Origin of the sequence: Escherichia sp. MOD1-EC4550, assembly GCF_963876935.1 — a bacterium.
Classification (GTDB): domain Bacteria; phylum Pseudomonadota; class Gammaproteobacteria; order Enterobacterales; family Enterobacteriaceae; genus Escherichia; species Escherichia coli_F.
In genome coordinates this window covers 191,958-214,514 of sequence record NZ_CAWNSE010000007.1, presented here as the reverse complement: position 1 = coordinate 214,514, position 22,557 = coordinate 191,958, and the positions used below count along the sequence as shown (strand labels likewise).

The following is a 22,557-nucleotide window of genomic DNA, read 5'->3' as shown; positions in this document are numbered from 1 at the left end:
TGTGAAGATTTTTTTGCAGGCCCTGACTCGCAACCCCCCCCAAAAGCCGGCGTGGGGGCGGGTTGGGGAAAAAATGGGGTGGTTTGAAGATAGGCGAGCCCCTGAAAGGGGGGGGGAACCCCCCCCCGCCGTTGCTCTTACTCGGATTCGTAAGCCGTGAAAACAGCAACCTCCGTCTGGCCAGTTCGGATGTGAACCTCACAGAGGTCTTTTCTCGTTACCAGCGCCGCCACTACGGCGGTGATACAGATGACGATCAGGGCGACAATCATCGCCTTATGCTGCTTCATTGCTCTCTTCTCCTTGACCTTACGGTCAGTAAGAGGCACTCTACATGTGTTCTGCATATAGGGGGCCTCGGGTTGATGGTAAAATATCACTCGGGGCTTTTCTCTATCTGCCGTTCAGCTAATGCCTGAGACAGACAGCCTCAAGCACCCGCCGCTATTATATCGCTCTCTTTAACCCATTCTGTTTTATCGATTCTAATCCTGAAGACGCCTCGCATTTTTGCGTAATTAATCTTTAGTACATTGTTTATTTTAACTCTTATGTGCGTTTTCATTTACAAAAGTTGAGATTATGAACAAGAGGTTTAAGTTATGCCTGAATGGTGAGTGATTACTGGAGAAAGTAATAGAAGATACAAAATATTCTTGTACAGAATTGAATTTTCTTTTTGTGAGGAAAAATGTTTATAAATCAATGAGTGATATTTAAAATCGACACACTTTTTGAAACACGATACCTCCACACCCGGGGGTAAAAGTAATCTGCGATCTCCATCACGCTTTGCCATTCACCTTTAAATATACTTTCTGAGTCGTTCTTAATCAAAATAAATTATCTGATGTATTGATTTCTATGGAACCATAAAAACAATGAATGGAGAGCATATTATATGTCTGCCAAAAGACGGCTTCTTATTGCGTGTGCCCTGACAACGATTTTCTATCATCTTCCTGCATATTCTTCATTAGAATATAAAGGTTCCTTTGGCTCAATAAATGCAGGTTATGCAGACTGGAATAGTGGATTTGTAAATACTCACCGTGGTGAAGTATGGAAAGTGACTGCGGATTTTGGGGTAAATTTTAAAGAAGCAGAATTTTACTCATTTTATGAAAGTAATGTACTCAATCATGCTGTAGCAGGGAGAAATCATACGGTTTCAGCAATGACGCATGTCAGACTCTTTGACTCTGATATGACATTCTTTGGCAAAATTTATGGCCAATGGGATAACTCATGGGGTGACGATCTGGACATGTTTTATGGATTCGGTTACCTCGGCTGGAACGGCGAGTGGGGCTTTTTTAAACCGTATATTGGATTACATAATCAATCTGGTGACTACGTATCAGCTAAATATGGTCAAACGAATGGTTGGAATGGTTATGTTGTTGGCTGGACAGCAGTATTGCCATTTATGTTATTTGACGAAAAATTTGTTTTATCTAACTGGAATGAAATAGAACTGGACAGGAACGATGCTTACACGGAGCAGCAATTTGGCCGGAACGGGTTAAATGGCGGTTTAACTATTGCCTGGAAGTTCTATCCTCGCTGGAAAGCCAGTGTGACGTGGCGTTATTTCGATAATAAGCTGGGCTACGATGGCTTTGGCGATCAAATGATTTATATGCTTGGTTATGATTTCTAATTTTTTATCAGGGAATAATTATGCAGAAAACGTTAATGGCCAGTTTGATCGGCCTTGCAGTTTGCACAGGGAATGCTTTTAGTCCTGCCTTAGCCGCAGAGGCTAAACAACCTAATTTAGTCATTATTATGGCGGATGATTTAGGTTATGGCGATTTAGCAACATATGGTCATCAGATCGTTAAAACCCCCAATATTGACAGGCTTGCCCAGGAGGGCGTCAAATTTACTGACTACTATGCCCCAGCTCCCTTAAGTTCTCCTTCGCGAGCGGGGTTATTAACGGGGCGGATGCCATTTCGTACCGGCATACGTTCATGGATACCAACGGGAAAAGATGTGGCATTAGGGCGTAATGAACTCACGATTGCTAATCTACTCAAAGCGCAAGGGTACGACACGGCAATGATGGGTAAGCTGCATCTGAATGCAGGCGGCGATCGTACCGATCAGACTCAGGCAAAAGATATGGGCTTTGATTACTCACTGGTTAATACGGCGGGTTTTGTTACCGACGCTATTCTGGATAATGCGAAGGAGCGTCCCCGTTTTGGCATGGTGTATCCGACGGGTTGGTTGCGTAACGGGCAACCCACACCTCGTGCCGATAAAATGAGTGGTGAGTATGTCAGTTCGGAAGTCGTTAACTGGTTGGATAACAAAAAGGATAGTAAGCCTTTCTTCCTTTATGTCGCTTTTACCGAAGTGCATAGCCCCCTGGCTTCGCCCAAAAAATACCTCGACATGTACTCACAATATATGAGCGCGTATCAGAAGCAGCATCCTGATTTATTTTATGGCGACTGGGCGGATAAACCCTGGCGTGGTGTGGGGGAATATTATGCCAACATCAGTTATCTGGATGCTCAGGTTGGAAAAGTACTGGATAAAATCAAAGCGATGGGTGAAGAAGATAACACCATCGTTATTTTTACCAGTGATAACGGCCCAGTAACCCGTGAAGCACGTAAAGTTTATGAACTGAATTTGGCAGGGGAAACTGATGGATTACGTGGTCGCAAGGATAATCTTTGGGAAGGCGGCATCCGTGTTCCGGCGATTATTAAATACGGAAAGCATCTTCCAAAGGGAATGTTTTCAGATACTCCCGTTTATGGTCTGGACTGGATGCCTACGCTGGCGAAAATGATGAACTTCAAATTACCGACGGACCGCACTTTTGATGGCGAATCGTTGGTTCCTGTCCTTGAGAACAAGGCGCTAAAACGTGAAAAGCCATTAATCTTCGGAATTGACATGCCATTCCAGGATGATCCAACCGACGAATGGGCGATACGTGATGGTGACTGGAAAATGATCATCGATCGTAACAATAAGCCAAAGTACCTATACAACCTCAAAACCGATCGTTTTGAGACCATTAATCAGATAGGTAAAAATCCAGACATTGAAAAACAAATGTATGGTAATTTCTTAAAGTATAAAGCCGATATTGATAATGATTCATTAATGAAAGCCAGGGGTGATAAACCAGAAGCAGTGACCTGGGGCTAACCTGATAATCATAATAAATGTAATGTATGCCATTTAGGGCTATGCCCGCCTGATTCAGTGCTACGCATTGAATCAGGTTCATTTCGCGTTGAACAATATCAAGATACGGCTATTCGCAGGGAGTGGATATGTTTACCAACGTAAATGTTGATTGTTGCAAAACACCAGGATGTAAAAACCTGGGGGTGCTGAATAGCCAGGATTATGTCGCACAGGGTAAAAATATTTTATGCCGTGAATGTGGTTACTTGTTTCCAGTGATATCTGAACAGTCGCTTAATATTTATCGTAATATTGTGAATCACTCCTGGAGAGGTTTGATTTGCCAATGTTCAACTTGCGGAGGCACGTCCCTCAAAAAATATGGATATTCTGCACAAGGCCAGAGGAGAATGTATTATCATCATTGTTCCAGAACTTTTATCACTCTGGATCATGTAAATACAACGCCGCGAAGAACACATTTAGCATTGATGATTGAGCAAGGGGCCTCACTTGCAGATATCCGTAAATTATTACTTCTTAATAGCACAGGGCTTAACCGTGAGTTGATGAAACTAGCCCGGGAAGTAAACTATAAAGAAAGTTGCCAGTACTCTTCTGCTTCTGATATTTCTCTCGCTACCCGCGCTTTTCGCGTAAAGTTTAACGGTAGTAACAACTATCTTTATAGTCTTGTTACCGCAGAAGAACAAAGCGGTAGAGTCGTCGCTATTTCAACAAATTATTCTTCATCAGCGGTAGAGTCGCATTATCAATATGCATCAAGTTATGAAGAGCGTTTGTCTCCAGGTACACTGGCGCATCACGTACAACGCAAGGAGTTACTTACTATGCGGCGTGATACCTTATTTGATATTGATTATGGTCGGGCGATATTACATCAAAACGATCCGGGGATGCTGGTGAAACCGGTTCTTCCGGCGTATCGCCATTTTGAACTGGTTAGAGCACTGACTGAAGCATATTCTATAAATATTCAACACTACCTTGATCACGAGTGCTTTATATTAGGCGGTTGTCTAATGGCTAATTTACAGCATATTCATCAAGGCCGGTGCCATATTTCATTTGTGAAAGAACGCGGCGAGAAAACGACTCATTATGATACGCCGCCGCGGTTGTTTTTGAGTGGTGGCGTGAGAAATAATGTTTGGCGTGCATTTTCCGCCCGTGATTATTCAATGGCTGTTTGTAACCTTACAGGAAACAAGAAAGCAAATGAAATGCGGTATTCGACGTTAGCAAGCGCGACTCGTTTTATCAACTTCCTGGAGGCTCATCCCTTTCTACTCTCATTAAACCGAATGTCGCCTGCCAATGTTGTCTCAACATTAGATATTTTCAAGCATCTCTGGAATAAACAGCTATAGCACAGTGCGATTTTATTATTACTTTTCCTAATTAATCCCTCAGAAATCCTAACCTTAAGCTATGATTATCAGGGCTTAGGGTCACTCGTGAGCGCTTACAGCCGTCAAAAACTCATCTCATCGCTGATGGCACAAATCCTTCAATGGTTCGTAAAAAACGAATTACTCCTACACTATAATCTGATTTTAACGATGATTCGTGCGGGGTAAAATAGTAAAAACGATCTATTCACCTGAAAGAGAAATAAAAAGTGAAACATCTGCATCGATTCTTTAGCAGTGATGCCTCGGGAGGCATTATTCTTATCATTGCCGCTATCCTGGCGATGATTATGGCCAATAGCGGCGCAACCAGTGGATGGTATCACGACTTTCTGGAGACGCCGGTTCAGCTCCGGGTTGGTTCACTCGAAATCAACAAAAACATGCTGTTATGGATAAATGACGCGCTGATGGCGGTATTTTTCCTGTTAGTCGGTCTGGAAGTTAAACGTGAACTGATGCAAGGATCGCTAGCCAGCTTACGCCAGGCCGCATTTCCAGTTATCGCCGCTATTGGTGGGATGATTGTGCCGGCATTACTCTATCTTGCCTTTAACTATGCCGATTCGATTACCCGCGAAGGGTGGGCGATCCCGGCGGCTACTGACATTGCCTTTGCACTTGGTGTGCTGGCGCTGTTGGGAAGTCGTGTTCCGTTAGCGCTGAAGATCTTTTTGATGGCTCTGGCTATTATCGACGATCTTGGGGCCATCATTATCATCGCATTGTTCTACACTAATGACTTATCGATGGCCTCTCTTGGTGTCGCGGCTGTAGCAATTGCGGTACTCGCGGTATTGAATTTGTGTGGTGTACGCCGCACGGGCGTCTATATTCTGGTTGGCGTGGTGTTGTGGACTGCGGTGTTGAAATCGGGGGTTCACGCAACCCTGGCGGGGGTAATTGTCGGCTTCTTTATTCCTTTGAAAGAGAAGCATGGGCGTTCTCCAGCGAAGCGACTGGAGCATGTGTTGCACCCGTGGGTGGCGTATCTGATTTTACCGCTGTTTGCATTTGCTAATGCTGGCGTTTCACTGCAAGGCGTCACGCTGGATGGCTTGACCTCCATTCTGCCATTGGGGATCATCGCTGGCTTGCTGATTGGCAAACCGCTGGGGATTAGTCTGTTCTGCTGGTTGGCGCTGCGTTTGAAACTGGCGCATCTGCCTGAGGGAACGACTTATCAGCAAATTATGGCGGTGGGGATCCTGTGCGGTATCGGTTTTACTATGTCTATCTTTATTGCCAGCCTTGCCTTTGGTAGCGTAGATCCAGAACTGATTAACTGGGCGAAACTCGGTATCCTGGTCGGTTCTATCTCTTCGGCGGTAATTGGATACAGCTGGTTACGCGTTCGTTTGCGTCCATCAGTTTGACAGGACGGTTTACCGGGGAGCCATAAACGGCTCCCTTTTCATTGTTATCAGGGAGAGAAATGAGCATGTCTCATATCAATTACAACCACTTGTATTACTTCTGGCATGTCTATAAAGAAGGTTCCGTGGTTGGCGCAGCGGAGGCGCTTTATTTAACACCACAAACCATTACCGGACAGATTCGGGCGCTGGAAGAGCGCCTGCAAGGCAAATTATTTAAGCGCAAGGGACGTGGTCTCGAACCCAGCGAGCTGGGAGAGCTGGTCTATCGCTATGCCGATAAAATGTTCACCTTAAGCCAGGAAATGCTGGATATCGTGAACTATCGCAAAGAATCCAATTTATTGTTTGACGTTGGCGTGGCTGATGCACTTTCTAAACGCCTGGTCAGTAGCGTACTTAACGCCGCAGTGGTAGAAGGCGAGCCGATTCATCTTCGCTGCTTCGAATCCACCCACGAAATGCTGCTGGAGCAATTAAGCCAGCATAAACTGGATATGATCATTTCCGACTGTCCGATAGATTCTACGCAGCAGGAAGGCCTGTTCTCCGTGAGAATTGGCGAATGTGGCGTGAGCTTCTGGTGTACAAATCCACCACCGGAAAAACCATTCCCGGCTTGTCTGGAAGAACGGCGGCTTTTGATTCCTGGACGGCGTTCAATGTTAGGACGCAAATTGCTTAACTGGTTTAACTCCCAGGGATTAAATGTAGAAATCCTCGGCGAGTTTGATGATGCCGCATTAATGAAAGCTTTTGGTGCGATGCACAATGCAATCTTCGTTGCTCCAACGCTTTATGCATATGACTTTTATGCCGATAAAACTGTCGTGGAAATTGGTCGCGTAGAAAATGTAATGGAAGAGTACCATGCTATTTTTGCTGAGCGGATGATTCAGCACCCGGCGGTACAGCGAATCTGCAATACGGATTATTCTGCGCTTTTTAGCCCAGCGGCACGTTAATCGGCAGCTCCCCCAAAGTTAAGGTGGGGGAGATAGATTAGTTGTACATTACCACGATTTTGACTCGGCTCATTATTTGCCCGCTTGAGACATTGTTTCCATATGTACGCGGGCGAATAAATAGAGGAATCTGATTACTTCCTTCATGGGGATGCTGAAAAGAGTAGTAATTGCTTTTACCATACTGCATTTCATTCGTACCATCATTGGAAAGTTGAAAGCCTATTTGACCCGCACCGTCCTCACTGTTTTCTAACTCATTTTTTAATATGCTGGTTCCTGAATCCTGTATCGTCACTGGCTCAAAGTAATATTCAACATCACTGGGTTCAAAAACTAATTCACCTTGCTCACCCTGGATACAGTCAAATCTTATATGATGAAACTGATAATTTTCATTATTGATACGAGACAGTACAAATCGTCCAGTGTCGATAGATTGATCTTCAAAACCACAGGTCATTAAATTTACCTGTAAAATAGTATTTAAATTAAAATTAAAGCGGACGCTATTACAATTAGTATTATTCCCTGTACATGAACTCACTTCAATTTCGAACAACAAAGGAAAAGGAGTTCCTGGAAAAATGTCTGCGGTGTTAGAACTATCTGATACAGATGCGATAGAATATGGAATGGTGAAATTTATCGCAGATAGCATTTCTTCTAAATTATAAGATAACTTCCCTGGAAGCTCTATTTTTTTACCGTCAGATTCAAAGGGGAAATTAATAATGTAATGACGACTTCCGACTTTAAACCTTAAAGCGTTCTGTGTTAAAAAATGAACTTTAATGGCGTTGGTCGTCTCTTGCAAGTCTGCACACTCAATGATATTCTCGGTGTTTTCAATTTTCTCGGCAGTTAGATTTCCTTTCATACTCAGTGGCTTGAGTATATATGTTCCACGTTGTTCACCGACATTGGTCACTGCACAGGGAGCACTCTGCACAATAAAAGAATATAGACTCAAGGTGATTAATAAAAGCCACTTCATAGTAAACTCCTTTTACTGGCATATATATGTTTTGTTTTCATCGATGACGTGTTGAAAAGTAATAGTACAGAATAAGTTCTGTTCATCATTGAGAGCAACTTTTATGCCAGTGGGGATTTCATCTACGCGAATAAAAAGGCGACTACCCTGGCCAACGACTCCAATATTGTTTTCCTGGAGATCCAGTACGTCATAGCCAAAGGTTAATGGCGATCCATCGGGACGCAGTGCCTGTATATACCTGGGCTTACGTTGGTCAGTTGTAAACTGCACATAAGAAACTGCTCCACGGTAAGGCGCAATAATTTGACGATTGCCCTGCAATTCTGTTTCACTTTCACTGTTTGCTATATCAAGTACCAGATGGTTTTCACGATGAGGTATCATCAGGTCGTAAACAACCTGGCCTTTGCTGTTTGTTCGGTTGTATTTTTGTCCATTAATATGCGCGCCTTCTAACCCAGGCGCATCCAGAATTGCAAATGTATCGGATAACTGGTTAGTTATATTAATACCACCGGGCCAGACAACTAATCCACTACTAATACTTCCACCACTTTGCCAGGCGTTTTTAGAATGGCTATAGCTGCCATCTATTGTGGCGATGGGAGTTCTCCAGCTTAAATTCGTACCAAGCGAGGTATCATTATTTTGTTGTTGCTGATTAACATATATACCATAATTTAACTGATCATGTTCACCGGCTATGCCAGTAATTCCAGTATTGTTGGAGGAATAGCCATCTTTGGAAAATGAGGTCGAATTCGATAAGTTAATTTGGTGACGTGTTTTGGCAATATCATCCCCCCAGTAGAAAGGAATGGAGATAAACAGATTAAAACGCTCCTCTTCTTTGTCGTTTTCATCATAGGATTGGCTGGCAGAGAAAGTATAACTGATGTGTTGCCAGCTATTGGAATAACTGAATTGGTAATCTTTAGCATTTCCACTTCGCCCCCAGTAATTCCGCCAAAGCGCACTTAATGATACATTTCCCTGATTATTGGATAAAGGTTGCATGATATTGGCAGAAAGGCTATTTTTTCTGCCAATATCATAAAAATCGTCATAGTCACTCTGATGATTTATTTTATCATTTTCGTAAAGATGGTCGCTGAATGTCCTGTAATCCTGCGAAGCATAACGCCAGGCGGCCACGCTAAAGTGAGTAGCCGTTTGCAATAGATATTTATTATAGGCGACCTGATAGCTCGTACCTTCGTGTCTGGTATCATTATTTAACTTACTACTCGATCGGGTAGCATCAAAAGATATTGCTCCCAGCGGTGTATTCCAACCATTTCCCAGAGTTATAGCATTATAGTTATCGGATAAAATCGTACCGCCATAAAGTGTCAAAAGATTGTTGAGGCCATATATATAATTTGCCTCGAGAAAGTCCTCCTGATTCTTGACACCATATATCTGACTGCGTCCGGCGATAAAATCGAAATTTGAAACACCAGGTTGCAGCATATTGGGCACGGAAGAGTAGGGCACCAAAAAGGAACGAACACTACCATCTGCTTCCTTAATGCTGACATCGAGATCAGAGCCGCTGCCCGAAAGTTGCAAATCTGCGATAGTAAATGGTCCTGGGGGAACCTCTTTTTGGTAAATGGTATAGCCATTTTGCGAAACCGTTATCAAGGCGTTACTTTGCGCAACACCTTGTACTAAAGGTGTAAAGCTTTGCATAGAATCAGGTAGCATTTGCATATCGCGAAATAAGCGTATTCCGCTAAATCGCAGAGAGTCGAATATGAGTGAGGATGTGTAATTTTCTCCTATCTGAACTGTGCTTAATATTTGCGACCAGCCACGTTCCAGGTAAAGAGTATTACTTTGCCATTTGCCTTTCATATCATCAGGTTTGCTATAACTGGCATCAGAGTGTAACTGCCAACTAAATAAATTTAATCCGCTGTTAAACCGGCCATAACTGGCTGTATTACTGTTATTATTGCTGTCATAAGAGCGATACTGACTTAAATTATAGGAGGTATAAAAAGCATCAATGCCGCGATCCCAACTTTCTGGGGGAACGTAGCCTCTTTCAAGTTCACTGATATACGCCTGTGGTACTGTTAAATTTAGTCGGTGTTCACTGATATCCCACTGATATTGTCCACCATGAACCGCTTCATCCAGTAAAATACAATTATCTTCTGTATTGAGGTTATCGTTCTTTACCCCCAGTGTGGTTAGCAGCACCTTAGGCAGACATGGTTTGGCTGGTGACTCTGGGATCGTGATATCTTTTTTCCCACGCCACTGGTGATTTACATAAAAATCAAGTTCGTAGTTTCCTGGAAGCGGTTGTTTATTATCGAAACGATATTCGGAAACTTTTTCTCCTCTCATGCCGCCAATCATGAAGTGCGTATCAAAAGTTTCTTCAGCATAACCCGGAAAAGAATACAAAAAAATAATAGCAGCGACCCATCGTGTCGTCCTTAACATGAATTTTTCCTGTTATCTCGCGGCGATTTTACTATGGATGTTATTCCCGTAATCATCAACTACCGTTAGTTCATATTCTGATGCGTGGTTATTTTTTAATGTAATGTCGTTGTTCGAAAATGGAGGTAGTAAGATACTTTCATTATTAACTTTCACGTTTTGTGCTTTGATAGTTGTAATCGTTATCCAGTTGGCTGTTTCGTTGTTTATTGAGATGGCGTTATTTTTCTTTTTGATATTTAATTGAGAAAAGCTTTTTTTATCTACTGGAGCGATTCCGCTTGGACGCCAAAGTAACTTTATACGGTTTTGCAATGCAAGCTTAATTTTGTTTTTTCCTGCATTTTGTGGGTTGTTTGGAGGGATATCCAGAATATTTAGATAAAATAAACTTTCTTTATTGTGAGGCAAATTGTTTGGCATTTTTCTTATTTTAAGTTGTTGGCCGGAACCACCTACTACACGACTTACTGGCGGTGTGAGAATAAATGGGACCTGAATTTTTTCTGGCGCGATAGTGGTGTTCCCATCATCGATCCATGCCTGAATTAAAGAGGCATTTTTACTTTGATTCATTAACTGTACGAGAACTTCTCTGTTTTTTTCAGGATAAATAATGCGCGTACCATAGATGACCACACCAGCATGAACAGGTAAAACAAAAAATGACATCAGTAATGCTGTTATTATTCTCACGTAATCACTCCGTAAATAATACCGGTAGCAGAGCTACCGGCAAAAAACGTTAATCAGCACTGATTTTAATCGTTACGGTTGACTCTACGGAGCCTTTTGTAACAGGATTGCCACTTGTGCGGGCATATTGTGCATTTAAATTAAGAAAATATTGACCAGAGCCATTATCTTTCAGCGGTGTTTTTAACCCCGGTCTCATTCTGGTCAAAGTTCCATCATCGAGGAAAATGGCAAAGCCAATGTTCTCAGCAGTTCCTTTATTCAGCGTAAAGTTATTAGCATCAAACTCTGATGCTAGCACTTCGATACTTGGGGCTGTATTGCCGTCACACTGAATTTCTAAGTCATGAGAGGTTGAACCGGTTTTTAAAGTATAGATTTCATTATTGATAAGTTGATTCATTGCACTGGTTACAACATCTTCGACAACGATATCTGTTGTCGAATCACCATTAACAAAGTAACACGTTGTATCAACAACTTCTCCTCTAATGGTTAGCGTTCCTTGATCGACATCCTTGGCGAAGGTTGTTGCGCTAAACATCAACGTTGTCGCAACGAAGGGAATAATATACTTTTTCATAAATCATCCTTAATTAACTGGTATGGAAGGTCACTCTTTTTCAAACCCGATTATGTGATCAGGTTGTTATTATTTAGATTAATGTTTAAATTTTTTAATTTCTTGATGTGAAGTTGATGAAGCTTTGAAAATTTAATATTCTTAATTGTTCCCTTCTTTATAAGAAGAGCAAGGTGCCATCATTAGAGTGACAGAGTAGGATGTTTCAGAGCATGCTTCAGATTGTTTTTTATTTCTCTGCAGTGTATTAATAATCATCACAGACAATTTCATTCTGAAATTACTTCTTTCTTTGAGTATTTTAATCTTGGTGAACTATGTTTTTCATAAGGAACATACTTTCATTGATGCTCTGAAGGTATTTACTCATTTCCGGAGATGTTTTGTCGTAATCGTGCATATACTTACTCAATTCTTGATACACATCATTATTTAGCGTTACATTGTCGCGAACTAATGTTTGAACCAATGGAATCAAAATTTCGAAACGAGACGCTTTGTCATCAATACTTCCCAGTGTTTTGAATACTCCTGTATATATGTTACCTAAGTACTTATTGACAAGTTGAGTGGTCCATCGAACAGGCATAATATCTTCACAGAGAAGGTTTTTTATTTTTGTTTTAATGAAGAATACTCCAAATATATTACATTTTTTTAAGAAAAGATTATTTATTTCTCCATTGAAAAAGGTTGTGTTTGATAAGTCACTTTCAAAGCATGATATATTTGATAATATACAAGTGGAATAATAACCATATGTCAGGTTGCTCTTTTCTATCGTTAAGTTTGATAGCAATATTTTATGTATGTTAATATTTGGAGCAGTCAAGTACTGGATTTTTTGCTTGTTAAGTTCATAAATCTCCATGGATTTATTATAGGGTAATAAAAGTATAAATTCCTTTATATAATATCCGTCGTAAGAAAAGACAACATTAAATTTATTGGTGGTCGTTTTTTCAGTTGTGCAGCAAGCTGTTTTTTGTATTAATTGATTAGTCGTAATTTTAAAAGATGATAATTTTTCACAAAGCTGTGAATATGCTGTGTTGCTAGTTTTAAAATTCTGCCATGTTATATCTTGGTTAACATCGATGGATAAGTAAGGGATTTTTTGATATTGCCCATTGTATAACTCAGGGTATGTGTTCATTTTAATTAGCTTTTTGAGTTCCTTGCTAAGATAACCTTTTTTCTTGTCTATTTCTCTGTATTTTCTGTTTAGCAAGGTATCCTGATGATCATAAAATGACTGAACTTTTTTGCAGGCTTCATAAAATATTTCAGGAGTATATAACTGATCGTATATTTCCTGATCGAAGTTTGTCTTTAAAAATTTAAGGAATTTGACATGGCAATCTTCTGATATCTTAATATCTTCAGTAATATATTCACTTGTGACGTCATCAAAAACATCCAATCTAAGTAATGTGATGTTTTTGTCTTTTAAAAAAGAAAGTTGGATTGTGTGTTCTTGGACTTTACATCTATAAAAATGCGCATCTATCAAATTAGTCTGTTGAAATAAAAAATGAAGTGCTGGAGATATTTTAGGTAACTGTTGGCTTCTAAAAAAATCATCAAATAAAATAATTAACTCTGTTTTATACTCGCATAATATTTTTAATGAATTGTCTTTTCTTGTTTCCTTTATTGTTTCATTATCTGCTATATTTGATTTATAAAGATAATGTGGCAAAGTATATATACCATCTTTCATTATCAGTCCTTGAATTTGATGAGTTTTTTTATTAATTTATTTTAAAGTATATGTGATTACTATCAAAAATCGCTCATTAGTTTTTAATAAGTACATTATAAATAAGTATTTAACCTGTATTGATTGTGGTTAATAATTTATTAGATTTAATAAAGTGATATTTATGGATGGTTAAAGAGTATAGGAATTTAATTCAAAAATAGAGTGATCTTAAGTTTAAGACCTCAATGTGTATCACGATCTCCACATTCTATGTAGGGGAGTCTGGAGATTGAGTAGATATTCTTATTCAGAATGTATCAGCCGATGGTTCTGCGATTTTTAAGCCACGAAGAGTCCAGAGAGTGTAACGGCATGTCTGCAAGCACCTGCAACTTTTGACTCTCTGGCAATCGCCATTGTGTTCTCTCAGGCATCACAAAAGCCGCAGATATAAAAAAACCCGCTTGCGCGGGCTTTTTCACAAAGCTTCAGCAAATTGGCGATTAAGCCAGTTTGTTGATCTGTGCAGTCAGGTTAGCCTTATGACGTGCAGCTTTGTTTTTGTGGATCAGACCTTTAGCAGCCTGACGGTCCACGATCGGTTGCATTTCGTTAAATGCTTTCTGTGCAGCAGCTTTGTCGCCAGCTTCGATAGCTGCGTATACTTTCTTGATGAAAGTACGCATCATAGAGCGACGGCTTGCGTTGTGCTTACGAGCCTTTTCAGACTGAATGGCGCGCTTCTTAGCTGATTTGATATTAGCCAAGGTCCAACTCCCAAATGTGTTCTATATGGACAATTCAAAGGCCGAGGAATATGCCCTTTTAGCCTTCTTTTGTCAATGGATTTGTGCAAATAAGCGCCGTTAATGTGCCGGCACTCGTTACGTAGTGATGGCGCAGGATTCTACCAGCTTGCGGGGTGCGAATACAGCTTTTCCGCGATAAAAATTGCAGCAGGCGGTCTGTTTCTTCCCGTAATTTGCGGCATGGCAATGAAAAGCCACTTCTTTCTGATTTCGGTACTCAATCGCCGGTTAACCTTGACCGCTGTACAAGGTATACTCGGACGATTTTCACTGTTTTGAGCCAGACATGAAGCTGATACGCGGCATACATAATCTCAGCCAGGCCCCGCAAGAAGGGTGTGTGCTGACTATTGGTAATTTCGACGGCGTGCATCGCGGTCATCGCGCGCTGTTACAGGGCTTGCAGGAAGAAGGGCGCAAGCGCAACTTACCGGTGATGGTGATGCTTTTTGAACCTCAACCACTGGAACTGTTTGCTACCGATAAAGCCCCGGCACGGCTGACCCGACTGCGGGAAAAACTGCGTTACCTTGCAGAGTGTGGCGTTGATTACGTGCTGTGCGTGCGTTTCGACAGGCGTTTCGCGGCGTTAACCGCGCAAAATTTCATCAGTGACCTTCTGGTGAAGCATTTGCGGGTAAAATTTCTTGCCGTAGGTGATGATTTCCGCTTTGGCGCTGGTCGTGAAGGCGATTTCTTGTTATTACAGAAAGCTGGCGCGGAATACGGCTTCGATATCACCAGTACGCAAACTTTTTGCGAAGGTGGCGTGCGCATCAGCAGTACCGCTGTACGTCAGGCGCTGGCGGATGACAATCTGGCTCTGGCAGAAAGTTTACTGGGGCACCCGTTTGCCATCTCCGGGCGTGTGGTCCACGGTGATGAATTAGGGCGCACTATAGGTTTCCCGACGGCGAATGTACCGCTGCGCCGTCAGGTTTCCCCGGTGAAAGGGGTTTATGCGGTAGAAGTGCTGGGCCTCGGTGAAAAGCCGTTACCCGGCGTTGCAAACATCGGAACACGCCCAACGGTTGCCGGTATTCGCCAGCAGCTGGAAGTGCATTTGTTAGATGTTGCAATGGACCTTTATGGTCGCCATATACAAGTAGTACTGCGTAAAAAAATACGCAATGAGCAGCGATTTGCGTCGCTGGACGAACTGAAAGCGCAGATTGCGCGTGATGAATTAACCGCCCGCGAATTTTTTGGGCTAACAAAACCGGCTTAAGCCTGTTATGTAATCAAACCGAAATACGGAACCGAGAATCTGATGAGTGACTATAAATCAACCCTGAATTTGCCGGAAACAGGGTTCCCGATGCGTGGCGATCTCGCCAAGCGCGAACCGGGAATGCTGGCGCGTTGGACTGATGATGATCTGTACGGCATCATCCGTGCGGCTAAAAAAGGCAAAAAAACCTTCATTCTGCATGATGGCCCTCCTTATGCGAATGGCAGCATTCATATTGGTCACTCGGTTAACAAGATTCTGAAAGACATTATCGTGAAGTCCAAAGGGCTTTCCGGCTATGACTCGCCGTATGTGCCTGGCTGGGACTGCCACGGTCTGCCGATCGAGCTGAAAGTAGAGCAAGAATACGGTAAGCCGGGTGAGAAATTCACCGCCGCCGAGTTCCGCGCCAAGTGCCGCGAATACGCAGCGACTCAGGTTGACGGTCAGCGCAAAGACTTTATCCGTCTGGGCGTGCTGGGCGACTGGTCGCACCCGTACCTGACTATGGACTTCAAAACTGAAGCCAACATCATCCGCGCGCTGGGCAAAATCATTGGCAACGGTCACCTGCACAAAGGCGCGAAGCCGGTGCACTGGTGCGTTGACTGCCGTTCTGCGCTGGCGGAAGCGGAAGTTGAGTATTACGACAAAACTTCTCCGTCCATCGACGTCGCTTTCCCGGCGGTCGATCAGGATGCACTGCAAGCAAAATTTGGCGTAAGCAACGTTAACGGCCCAATCTCGCTGGTGATCTGGACCACTACGCCGTGGACTTTGCCTGCCAACCGCGCAATCTCCATTGCACCGGATTTCGACTATGCGCTGGTGCAGATCGACGGTCAGGCCGTGATTCTGGCGAAAGATCTGGTTGAAAGCGTAATGCAGCGTATCGGCGTTACCGATTACACCATTCTCGGCACGGTAAAAGGTGCGGAGCTGGAGCTGCTGCGCTTTACCCATCCGTTTATGGGCTTCGACGTTCCGGCAATTCTTGGCGATCACGTTACCCTGGATGCCGGTACCGGTGCCGTTCACACCGCGCCAGGCCACGGTCCGGACGACTATGTGATTGGTCAGAAATATGGTCTGGAAACCGCTAACCCGGTTGGCCCGGACGGTACTTATCTGCCGGGTACTTACCCGACGCTGGATGGTGTTAACGTCTTCAAAGCGAACGACATCGTCGTTGCGCTGCTACAGGAAAAAGGCGCGCTGCTGCACGTTGAGAAAATGCAGCACAGCTATCCGTGCTGCTGGCGTCACAAAACGCCGATCATCTTCCGCGCTACGCCGCAGTGGTTCGTCAGCATGGATCAGAAAGGCCTGCGTGCGCAGTCACTGAAAGAGATCAAAGGCGTGCAGTGGATCCCTGACTGGGGCCAGGCGCGTATCGAGTCGATGGTCGCTAACCGTCCTGACTGGTGTATCTCCCGTCAGCGCACCTGGGGCGTACCGATGTCACTGTTCGTGCACAAAGACACTGAAGAGCTGCATCCGCGTACCCTCGAACTGATGGAAGAAGTGGCAAAACGCGTTGAAGTTGATGGCATCCAGGCGTGGTGGGATCTCGATGCGAAAGAGATCCTCGGCGACGAAGCTGACCAGTACGTGAAAGTGCCGGATACGCTGGACGTATGGTTTGACTCCGGATCTACCCACTCTTCTGTTGTTGACGTGCGTCCGGAATTTGCCGGTCACGCAGCGGACATGTATCTGGAAGGTTCTGACCAGCACCGTGGCTGGTTCATGTCCTCTCTGATGATCTCTACCGCGATGAAGGGCAAAGCACCGTATCGTCAGGTACTGACCCACGGCTTTACCGTGGATGGTCAGGGTCGCAAGATGTCTAAATCTATCGGCAACACCGTTTCGCCGCAGGATGTGATGAACAAACTGGGCGCGGATATTCTGCGTCTGTGGGTGGCATCAACTGACTACACCGGTGAAATGGCCGTTTCTGACGAGATCCTGAAACGTGCTGCCGACAGCTATCGTCGTATCCGTAACACTGCACGTTTCCTGCTGGCAAACCTGAACGGTTTCGATCCGGCAAAAGATATGGTGAAACCGGAAGAGATGGTGGTACTGGATCGCTGGGCCGTAGGTTGTGCGAAAGCGGCGCAGGAAGACATCCTCAAGGCGTACGAAGCATACGATTTCCACGAAGTGGTACAGCGTCTGATGCGCTTCTGCTCCGTTGAGATGGGCTCTTTCTACCTCGACATCATTAAGGACCGCCAGTACACCGCGAAAGCGGACAGCGTGGCGCGTCGTAGCTGCCAGACTGCGCTGTATCACATCGCAGAAGCGCTGGTTCGCTGGATGGCACCAATCCTCTCCTTCACCGCTGATGAAGTGTGGGGCTATCTGCCGGGCGAACGTGAAAAATACGTCTTCACCGGCGAGTGGTACGAAGGCCTGTTTGGTCTGGCAGACAGCGAAGCGATGAACGATGCGTTCTGGGACGAGCTGTTGAAAGTGCGTGGCGAAGTGAACAAAGTCATTGAGCAAGCGCGTGCCGACAAGAAAGTGGGTGGCTCGCTGGAAGCGGCAGTGACCTTGTTCGCAGAACCGGAACTGGCGGCGAAACTGACCGCGCTGGGCGATGAATTACGATTTGTCCTGTTGACCTCCGGCGCTACCGTTGCAGACTATAACGACGCACCTGCTGATGCCCAGCAGAGCGAAGTACTCAAAGGGCTGAAAGTCGCGTTGAGTAAAGCCGAAGGTGAGAAGTGCCCACGCTGCTGGCACTACACCCAGGATGTCGGCAAGGTAGCGGAACACGCAGAAATCTGCGGCCGCTGTGTCAGCAACGTCGCCGGTGACGGTGAAAAACGTAAGTTTGCCTGATGAGTCAATCGATCTGTTCAACAGGGCTACGCTGGCTGTGGCTGGTGGTAGTCGTGCTGATTATCGATCTGGGCAGCAAGTACCTGATCCTCCAGAATTTTGCTCTGGGGGATACGGTCCCGCTGTTCCCGTCGCTTAATCTGCATTATGCGCGTAACTATGGCGCGGCGTTTAGTTTCCTTGCCGATAGCGGCGGCTGGCAGCGTTGGTTCTTTGCCGGTATTGCGATTGGTATTAGCGTGATCCTGATGGTGATGATGTATCGCTCGAAGGCCACGCAGAAGCTAAACAATATCGCTTACGCGCTGATTATTGGCGGTGCGCTGGGCAACCTGTTCGACCGCCTGTGGCACGGCTTCGTTGTCGATATGATCGACTTCTACGTCGGCGACTGGCACTTCGCTACCTTCAACCTTGCCGATACTGCCATCTGTGTCGGTGCGGCACTGATTGTGCTGGAAGGTTTTTTGCCTTCTAAAGCGAAAAAACAATAATAAACCCTGCCGGATGCGATGCTGACGCATCTTATCCGGCCTACAGATTGCTGCGAAATCGTAGGCTGCATCCGGCAAAAATCCTCAAAATATAAGAGCAAACCTGCATGTCTGAATCTGTACAGAGCAATAGCGCCGTCCTGGTGCACTTCACGCTAAAACTCGACGATGGCACCACCGCCGAGTCTACCCGCAACAACGGTAAACCGGCGCTGTTCCGCCTGGGCGATGCTTCTCTCTCCGAAGGTCTGGAGCAACACCTGCTGGGGCTGAAAGTGGGCGATAAAACCACCTTCTCGCTGGAGCCAGATGCGGCGTTTGGCGTGCCGTCACCGGACCTGATTCAGTACTTCTCCCGCCGTGAGTTTATGGATGCAGGCGAGCCAGAAATTGGTGCAATCATGCTTTTTACCGCAATGGATGGCAGTGAGATGCCTGGCGTGATCCGCGAAATTAACGGCGACTCCATTACCGTTGATTTCAATCATCCGCTGGCCGGGCAGACCGTTCATTTTGATATTGAAGTGCTGGAAATCGATCCGGCACTGGAGGCGTAACATGCAGATCCTGTTGGCCAACCCGCGTGGTTTTTGTGCCGGGGTAGACCGCGCTATCAGCATTGTTGAAAACGCGCTGGCCATTTACGGCGCACCGATATATGTCCGTCACGAAGTGGTGCATAACCGCTACGTGGTCGATAGCCTGCGGGAGCGTGGGGCTATCTTTATTGAGCAGATTAGCGAAGTGCCGGACGGCGCGATCCTGATTTTCTCCGCACACGGTGTTTCTCAGGCGGTACGTAACGAAGCGAAAAGCCGTGATTTGACGGTGTTTGATGCCACCTGTCCGCTGGTGACCAAAGTGCATATGGAAGTCGCCCGTGCCAGCCGCCGTGGTGAAGAGTCTATTCTTATCGGTCACGCCGGTCACCCGGAAGTGGAAGGGACGATGGGTCAGTACAGCAACCCGGAAGGGGGAATGTATCTGGTCGAATCGCCGGACGATGTGTGGAAACTGACGGTCAAAAACGAAGAGAAACTCTCCTTTATGACCCAAACCACGCTGTCGGTGGATGACACGTCTGATGTGATCGACGCGCTGCGTAAACGCTTCCCGAAAATTGTCGGTCCGCGCAAAGATGACATTTGCTACGCCACCACTAACCGTCAGGAAGCGGTACGCGCTCTGGCAGAACAGGCGGAAGTAGTACTGGTGGTTGGTTCAAAAAACTCTTCCAACTCCAACCGTCTGGCGGAACTGGCCCAGCGTATGGGCAAACGCGCGTTTTTAATTGACGATGCGAAAGATATCCAGGAAGAGTGGGTAAAAGGCGTGAACTGCGTTGGCGTAACTGCGGGCGCATCGGCTCCGGATATTCTGGTGCAGAATGTGGTGGCACGTTTGCAGCAGCTGGGCGGTGGTGAAGCCATCCCGCTGGAAGGCCGTGAAGAAAACATTGTTTTCGAAGTGCCGAAAGAGCTGCGTGTCGATATTCGTGAAGTCGAGTAAAGATTAATCATTCAAAACCAGCACATTCGTTGCTGGTTTTTTTTAGCTGTACTCTTCTGCGGAGGCAAGGATGATGAGCAAGATAGCTTATGGATTGGCGGGATTTTTGGCTTTTGTATTTTGTTTGGGAGCGGCCAATGGCGCTTCGCAGCTTGAATTTCCGTTCTGGGATCGAAATTATTCCGGGACGATTGCGGGTAAGCAGGTAAGTGTCGATATCACGCGGATTAACAACGACCTTCATGGTAGCTATTGCTATGAACCCTGCAATCAGAGAAAAATGCGATTAATTCTGCGTGGATCTCTCCAGGTTAAGCGGTTGCTTCTTGAGGAGCGCGCACAGACACTTTCTGGTCAATGGGATGCTGAAGTTTCACCGATTGAGATAAAAGGTGTATGGACTTCAGCCGATAAAAAACACCATTTCCCCATTGCGCTTAACTATAACAAACCCAAAAACGATCCGGGCATTGATCTGGTGCTGGTGGCGGAAGTGAATGACGATTACGACCCTTCCAAAGCGATCGACTGTAATAATGTTCCGGTCATTTCAGCAATAAAATTATATCGTGATGGGAAACCGATACAGACCTTATATACTGCTTCTATCGGCACTTGTAGCATTTTTACGCCTCAATGGAAGGATGTTAATTTTGATGGTTATCCGGATCTTTCCATTCCGCAAGAGTTACCCGCTGGACCCAATATCCCCGAACAAACCTGGCTTTACGATCCCTCAACACAACGTTTTGTTGATGCGCCTGCGTCTTATCAGGAAATCACCTCGCCGGAGCCAGATGCAGAATATAAGCAGATCGTCAGCCATTGGCGAGGAAGCTGCTGTAGTCACGGGGTTGACGTTTATCGCTGGAAGGGGAAAGAGGTTGAATTGATCGAGAGAGGTTCAAGTTATCTTCAGCCCGTGCTAAGCAAAGGTAAAATGTATACCTGCTACGTAATTCCTTCCTATCACGATGGCCGCATTTTTTATCTGCAGGAACGTAAGAATGGTCATCTGACGCCGACTTTTACTGATGTGAAGGGGTGTGAGCCATTTCAGTTAACCACGGATATCCGCACAGTCATTCAGTCACAGAAACCAGGTATGAAGCCGGAATCCATTGAAATTCAGTGGCAGGAAGATAAAGCGTCTCCAGGGGAATTTTGCCCGCTAGTACCGTTTGTTGAAGGCGATAAACTTAGCCCGCGTCTGGTGACGAATAAAGATATTTCGGATATCTGTATCAGCCGCGATGAGTTCAAAGCCATGAGCAAGTAACAAGCCAGGAGAGACAGTAATGACAAAACTTATACCCATCTTCCTTGATACAGACCCAGGCATTGACGATGCGGTCGCCATTGCCGCCGCGATTTTTGCCCCCGAACTCGACCTGCAACTGATGACCACCGTCGCGGGTAATGTTTCGGTTGAGAAAACTACCCGCAACGCCCTGCAACTGCTGCATTTCTGGAATGCGGATATTCCGCTCGCCCAGGGAGCCGCTGTGCCGCTGGTACGCGCACCGCGTAATGCAGCATCTGTGCACGGTGAATCGGGAATGGCTGGCTACGACTTTGTCGAGCACAACAGAAGCCCACTGGACAAACCCGCATTTCTGGCGATTCGTGATGCCCTGCTGCGTGCGCCTGAGCCTGTTACGCTGGTAGCCATCGGCCCGTTAACCAATATTGCGCTGTTACTTTCACAATGCCCGGAATGCAAACCGCATATTCGCCGTCTGGTGATCATGGGCGGTTCTGCCGGACGCGGCAACTGTACGCCAAACGCCGAGTTTAATATCGCTGCCGATCCAGAAGCGGCAGCCTGTGTCTTCCGTAGCGGCATCGAAATCGTTATGTGCGGTCTGGATGTCACCAATCAGGCAATATTAACTCCTGACTATCTCGCTACTTTGCCGGAGTTGAATCGTACCGGGAAAATGTTGCACGCCCTGTTTAGCCACTACCGTAGCGGCAGTATGCAAAGCGGTCTGCGTATGCACGATCTCTGCGCCATCGCCTGGCTGGTGCGCCCAGACTTGTTCACTCTCAAACCGTGTTTTGTGGCGGTGGAAACTCAGGGTGAATTTACCTCAGGTACTACGGTTGTTGATATTGATGGTTGCCTGAGTAAACCTGCAAACGTGCAGGTGGCGCTGGATCTGGATGTGAAAGGTTTCCAGCAGTGGGTGGCTGAGGTGCTGGCTCTGGCGTCGTAACCTGTCACATGTTATCGGCATGCAGTCATTCATCGACTCATGCCTTTCACTGATATCCCTCC

General features: G+C 45.4%; 20 protein-coding genes. 13 read left to right on the top strand and 7 right to left on the bottom strand.

Annotation, left to right across the window (positions count from 1 at the left end):
- Nucleotides 1–137: 137 nt before the first annotated feature.
- Entirely contained in the window at nucleotides 138–290 is a 153-nt protein-coding gene (gene mokC / locus AACU19_RS04565; protein WP_000809168.1) for a type I toxin-antitoxin system toxin MokC, read from the bottom strand.
- Between the two features lie 611 nt (nucleotides 291–901).
- Between mokC and AACU19_RS04560 the strand changes: the two genes are divergently transcribed.
- The 5 genes from AACU19_RS04560 to nhaR all read left to right on the top strand — a co-directional run bounded on the left by AACU19_RS04560 (nucleotide 902) and on the right by nhaR (nucleotide 6,933).
- A complete protein-coding gene (locus tag AACU19_RS04560) occupies nucleotides 902–1,663 on the top strand; it encodes an outer membrane protein OmpK (RefSeq protein WP_032183169.1) in 762 nt (253 codons plus the stop codon).
- 20 nt (nucleotides 1,664–1,683) lie between these two features.
- The gene (locus AACU19_RS04555) at nucleotides 1,684–3,177 is read left to right on the top strand and encodes a sulfatase family protein (RefSeq protein ID WP_105278739.1); all 1,494 of its coding nucleotides are present in this window, start codon (nucleotides 1,684–1,686) and stop codon (nucleotides 3,175–3,177) included.
- A gap of 128 nt (nucleotides 3,178–3,305) precedes the next feature.
- Nucleotides 3,306–4,550 (top strand): cytoplasmic protein, encoded by a 1,245-nt coding sequence (locus AACU19_RS04550; RefSeq protein WP_105277268.1) that lies wholly within the window; start codon nucleotides 3,306–3,308, stop codon nucleotides 4,548–4,550.
- Between the two features lie 251 nt (nucleotides 4,551–4,801).
- Nucleotides 4,802–5,968: a Na+/H+ antiporter NhaA gene (gene nhaA / locus AACU19_RS04545; protein WP_105271167.1), complete on the top strand. Its 1,167-nt coding sequence runs from the start codon at nucleotides 4,802–4,804 to the stop codon at nucleotides 5,966–5,968.
- Nucleotides 5,969–6,033: 65 nt separating this feature from the next.
- Nucleotides 6,034–6,933 carry a transcriptional activator NhaR gene (gene nhaR, locus AACU19_RS04540; RefSeq protein WP_001300855.1) on the top strand — a complete coding sequence of 300 codons (900 nt, stop codon included), beginning with the start codon at nucleotides 6,034–6,036 and terminating at the stop codon, nucleotides 6,931–6,933.
- 37 nt (nucleotides 6,934–6,970) lie between these two features.
- Here the strand turns inward: nhaR and AACU19_RS04535 are convergent, their stop codons facing one another.
- From AACU19_RS04535 to rpsT, 6 genes are all read right to left on the bottom strand, one after another.
- Nucleotides 6,971–7,930 (bottom strand): fimbrial family protein, encoded by a 960-nt coding sequence (locus AACU19_RS04535; RefSeq protein WP_105278738.1) that lies wholly within the window; start codon nucleotides 7,928–7,930, stop codon nucleotides 6,971–6,973.
- A gap of 12 nt (nucleotides 7,931–7,942) precedes the next feature.
- Complete coding sequence (locus AACU19_RS04530; RefSeq protein ID WP_105278737.1) at nucleotides 7,943–10,393, bottom strand: fimbrial biogenesis outer membrane usher protein; 2,451 nt, start codon at nucleotides 10,391–10,393, stop codon at nucleotides 7,943–7,945.
- Nucleotides 10,394–10,405: 12 nt separating this feature from the next.
- The gene (locus AACU19_RS04525; protein ID WP_105278736.1) at nucleotides 10,406–11,089 is read right to left on the bottom strand and encodes a fimbria/pilus periplasmic chaperone; all 684 of its coding nucleotides are present in this window, start codon (nucleotides 11,087–11,089) and stop codon (nucleotides 10,406–10,408) included.
- A gap of 49 nt (nucleotides 11,090–11,138) precedes the next feature.
- Entirely contained in the window at nucleotides 11,139–11,672 is a 534-nt protein-coding gene (locus tag AACU19_RS04520; RefSeq protein WP_000759928.1) for a fimbrial protein, read from the bottom strand.
- Between the two features lie 301 nt (nucleotides 11,673–11,973).
- Nucleotides 11,974–13,395 carry a type III effector gene (locus AACU19_RS04515; RefSeq protein ID WP_105278735.1) on the bottom strand — a complete coding sequence of 474 codons (1,422 nt, stop codon included), beginning with the start codon at nucleotides 13,393–13,395 and terminating at the stop codon, nucleotides 11,974–11,976.
- 485 nt (nucleotides 13,396–13,880) lie between these two features.
- Nucleotides 13,881–14,144, bottom strand: a complete 264-nt coding sequence (rpsT, locus tag AACU19_RS04510; protein ID WP_001274021.1) for a 30S ribosomal protein S20 — start codon at nucleotides 14,142–14,144, stop codon at nucleotides 13,881–13,883.
- A 102-nt stretch (nucleotides 14,145–14,246) separates the two neighbouring features.
- Between rpsT and AACU19_RS04505 the strand changes: the two genes are divergently transcribed.
- The 8 genes from AACU19_RS04505 (at nucleotide 14,247) to rihC (ending at nucleotide 22,495) form a co-directional block, all read left to right on the top strand.
- Nucleotides 14,247–14,465 (top strand): DUF2575 family protein, encoded by a 219-nt coding sequence (locus AACU19_RS04505; protein ID WP_105278734.1) that lies wholly within the window; start codon nucleotides 14,247–14,249, stop codon nucleotides 14,463–14,465.
- A 7-nt stretch (nucleotides 14,466–14,472) separates the two neighbouring features.
- Nucleotides 14,473–15,414, top strand: coding sequence for a bifunctional riboflavin kinase/FAD synthetase (ribF, locus tag AACU19_RS04500; protein ID WP_000767324.1), 942 nt, complete (start codon nucleotides 14,473–14,475; stop codon nucleotides 15,412–15,414).
- Between the two features lie 42 nt (nucleotides 15,415–15,456).
- Entirely contained in the window at nucleotides 15,457–18,273 is a 2,817-nt protein-coding gene (ileS, locus tag AACU19_RS04495; protein WP_105278733.1) for an isoleucine--tRNA ligase, read from the top strand.
- On the top strand, nucleotides 18,273–18,767 hold the full coding sequence (gene lspA, locus AACU19_RS04490; protein WP_000083377.1) for a signal peptidase II: 495 nt from the start codon (nucleotides 18,273–18,275) through the stop codon (nucleotides 18,765–18,767). The genes ileS and lspA overlap by 1 nt, the downstream gene beginning before the upstream one ends.
- Nucleotides 18,768–18,874: 107 nt before the next feature.
- The gene (gene fkpB, locus AACU19_RS04485) at nucleotides 18,875–19,324 is read left to right on the top strand and encodes an FKBP-type peptidyl-prolyl cis-trans isomerase (protein ID WP_000004655.1); all 450 of its coding nucleotides are present in this window, start codon (nucleotides 18,875–18,877) and stop codon (nucleotides 19,322–19,324) included.
- A 1-nt stretch (nucleotide 19,325) separates the two neighbouring features.
- A complete protein-coding gene (ispH, locus tag AACU19_RS04480; RefSeq protein WP_088541462.1) occupies nucleotides 19,326–20,276 on the top strand; it encodes a 4-hydroxy-3-methylbut-2-enyl diphosphate reductase in 951 nt (316 codons plus the stop codon).
- A 73-nt stretch (nucleotides 20,277–20,349) separates the two neighbouring features.
- Nucleotides 20,350–21,555: an XAC2610-related protein gene (locus AACU19_RS04475; protein ID WP_105277314.1), complete on the top strand. Its 1,206-nt coding sequence runs from the start codon at nucleotides 20,350–20,352 to the stop codon at nucleotides 21,553–21,555.
- A 19-nt stretch (nucleotides 21,556–21,574) separates the two neighbouring features.
- A complete protein-coding gene (gene rihC, locus AACU19_RS04470; protein WP_088541461.1) occupies nucleotides 21,575–22,495 on the top strand; it encodes a ribonucleoside hydrolase RihC in 921 nt (306 codons plus the stop codon).
- Nucleotides 22,496–22,557 lie beyond the last annotated feature (62 nt).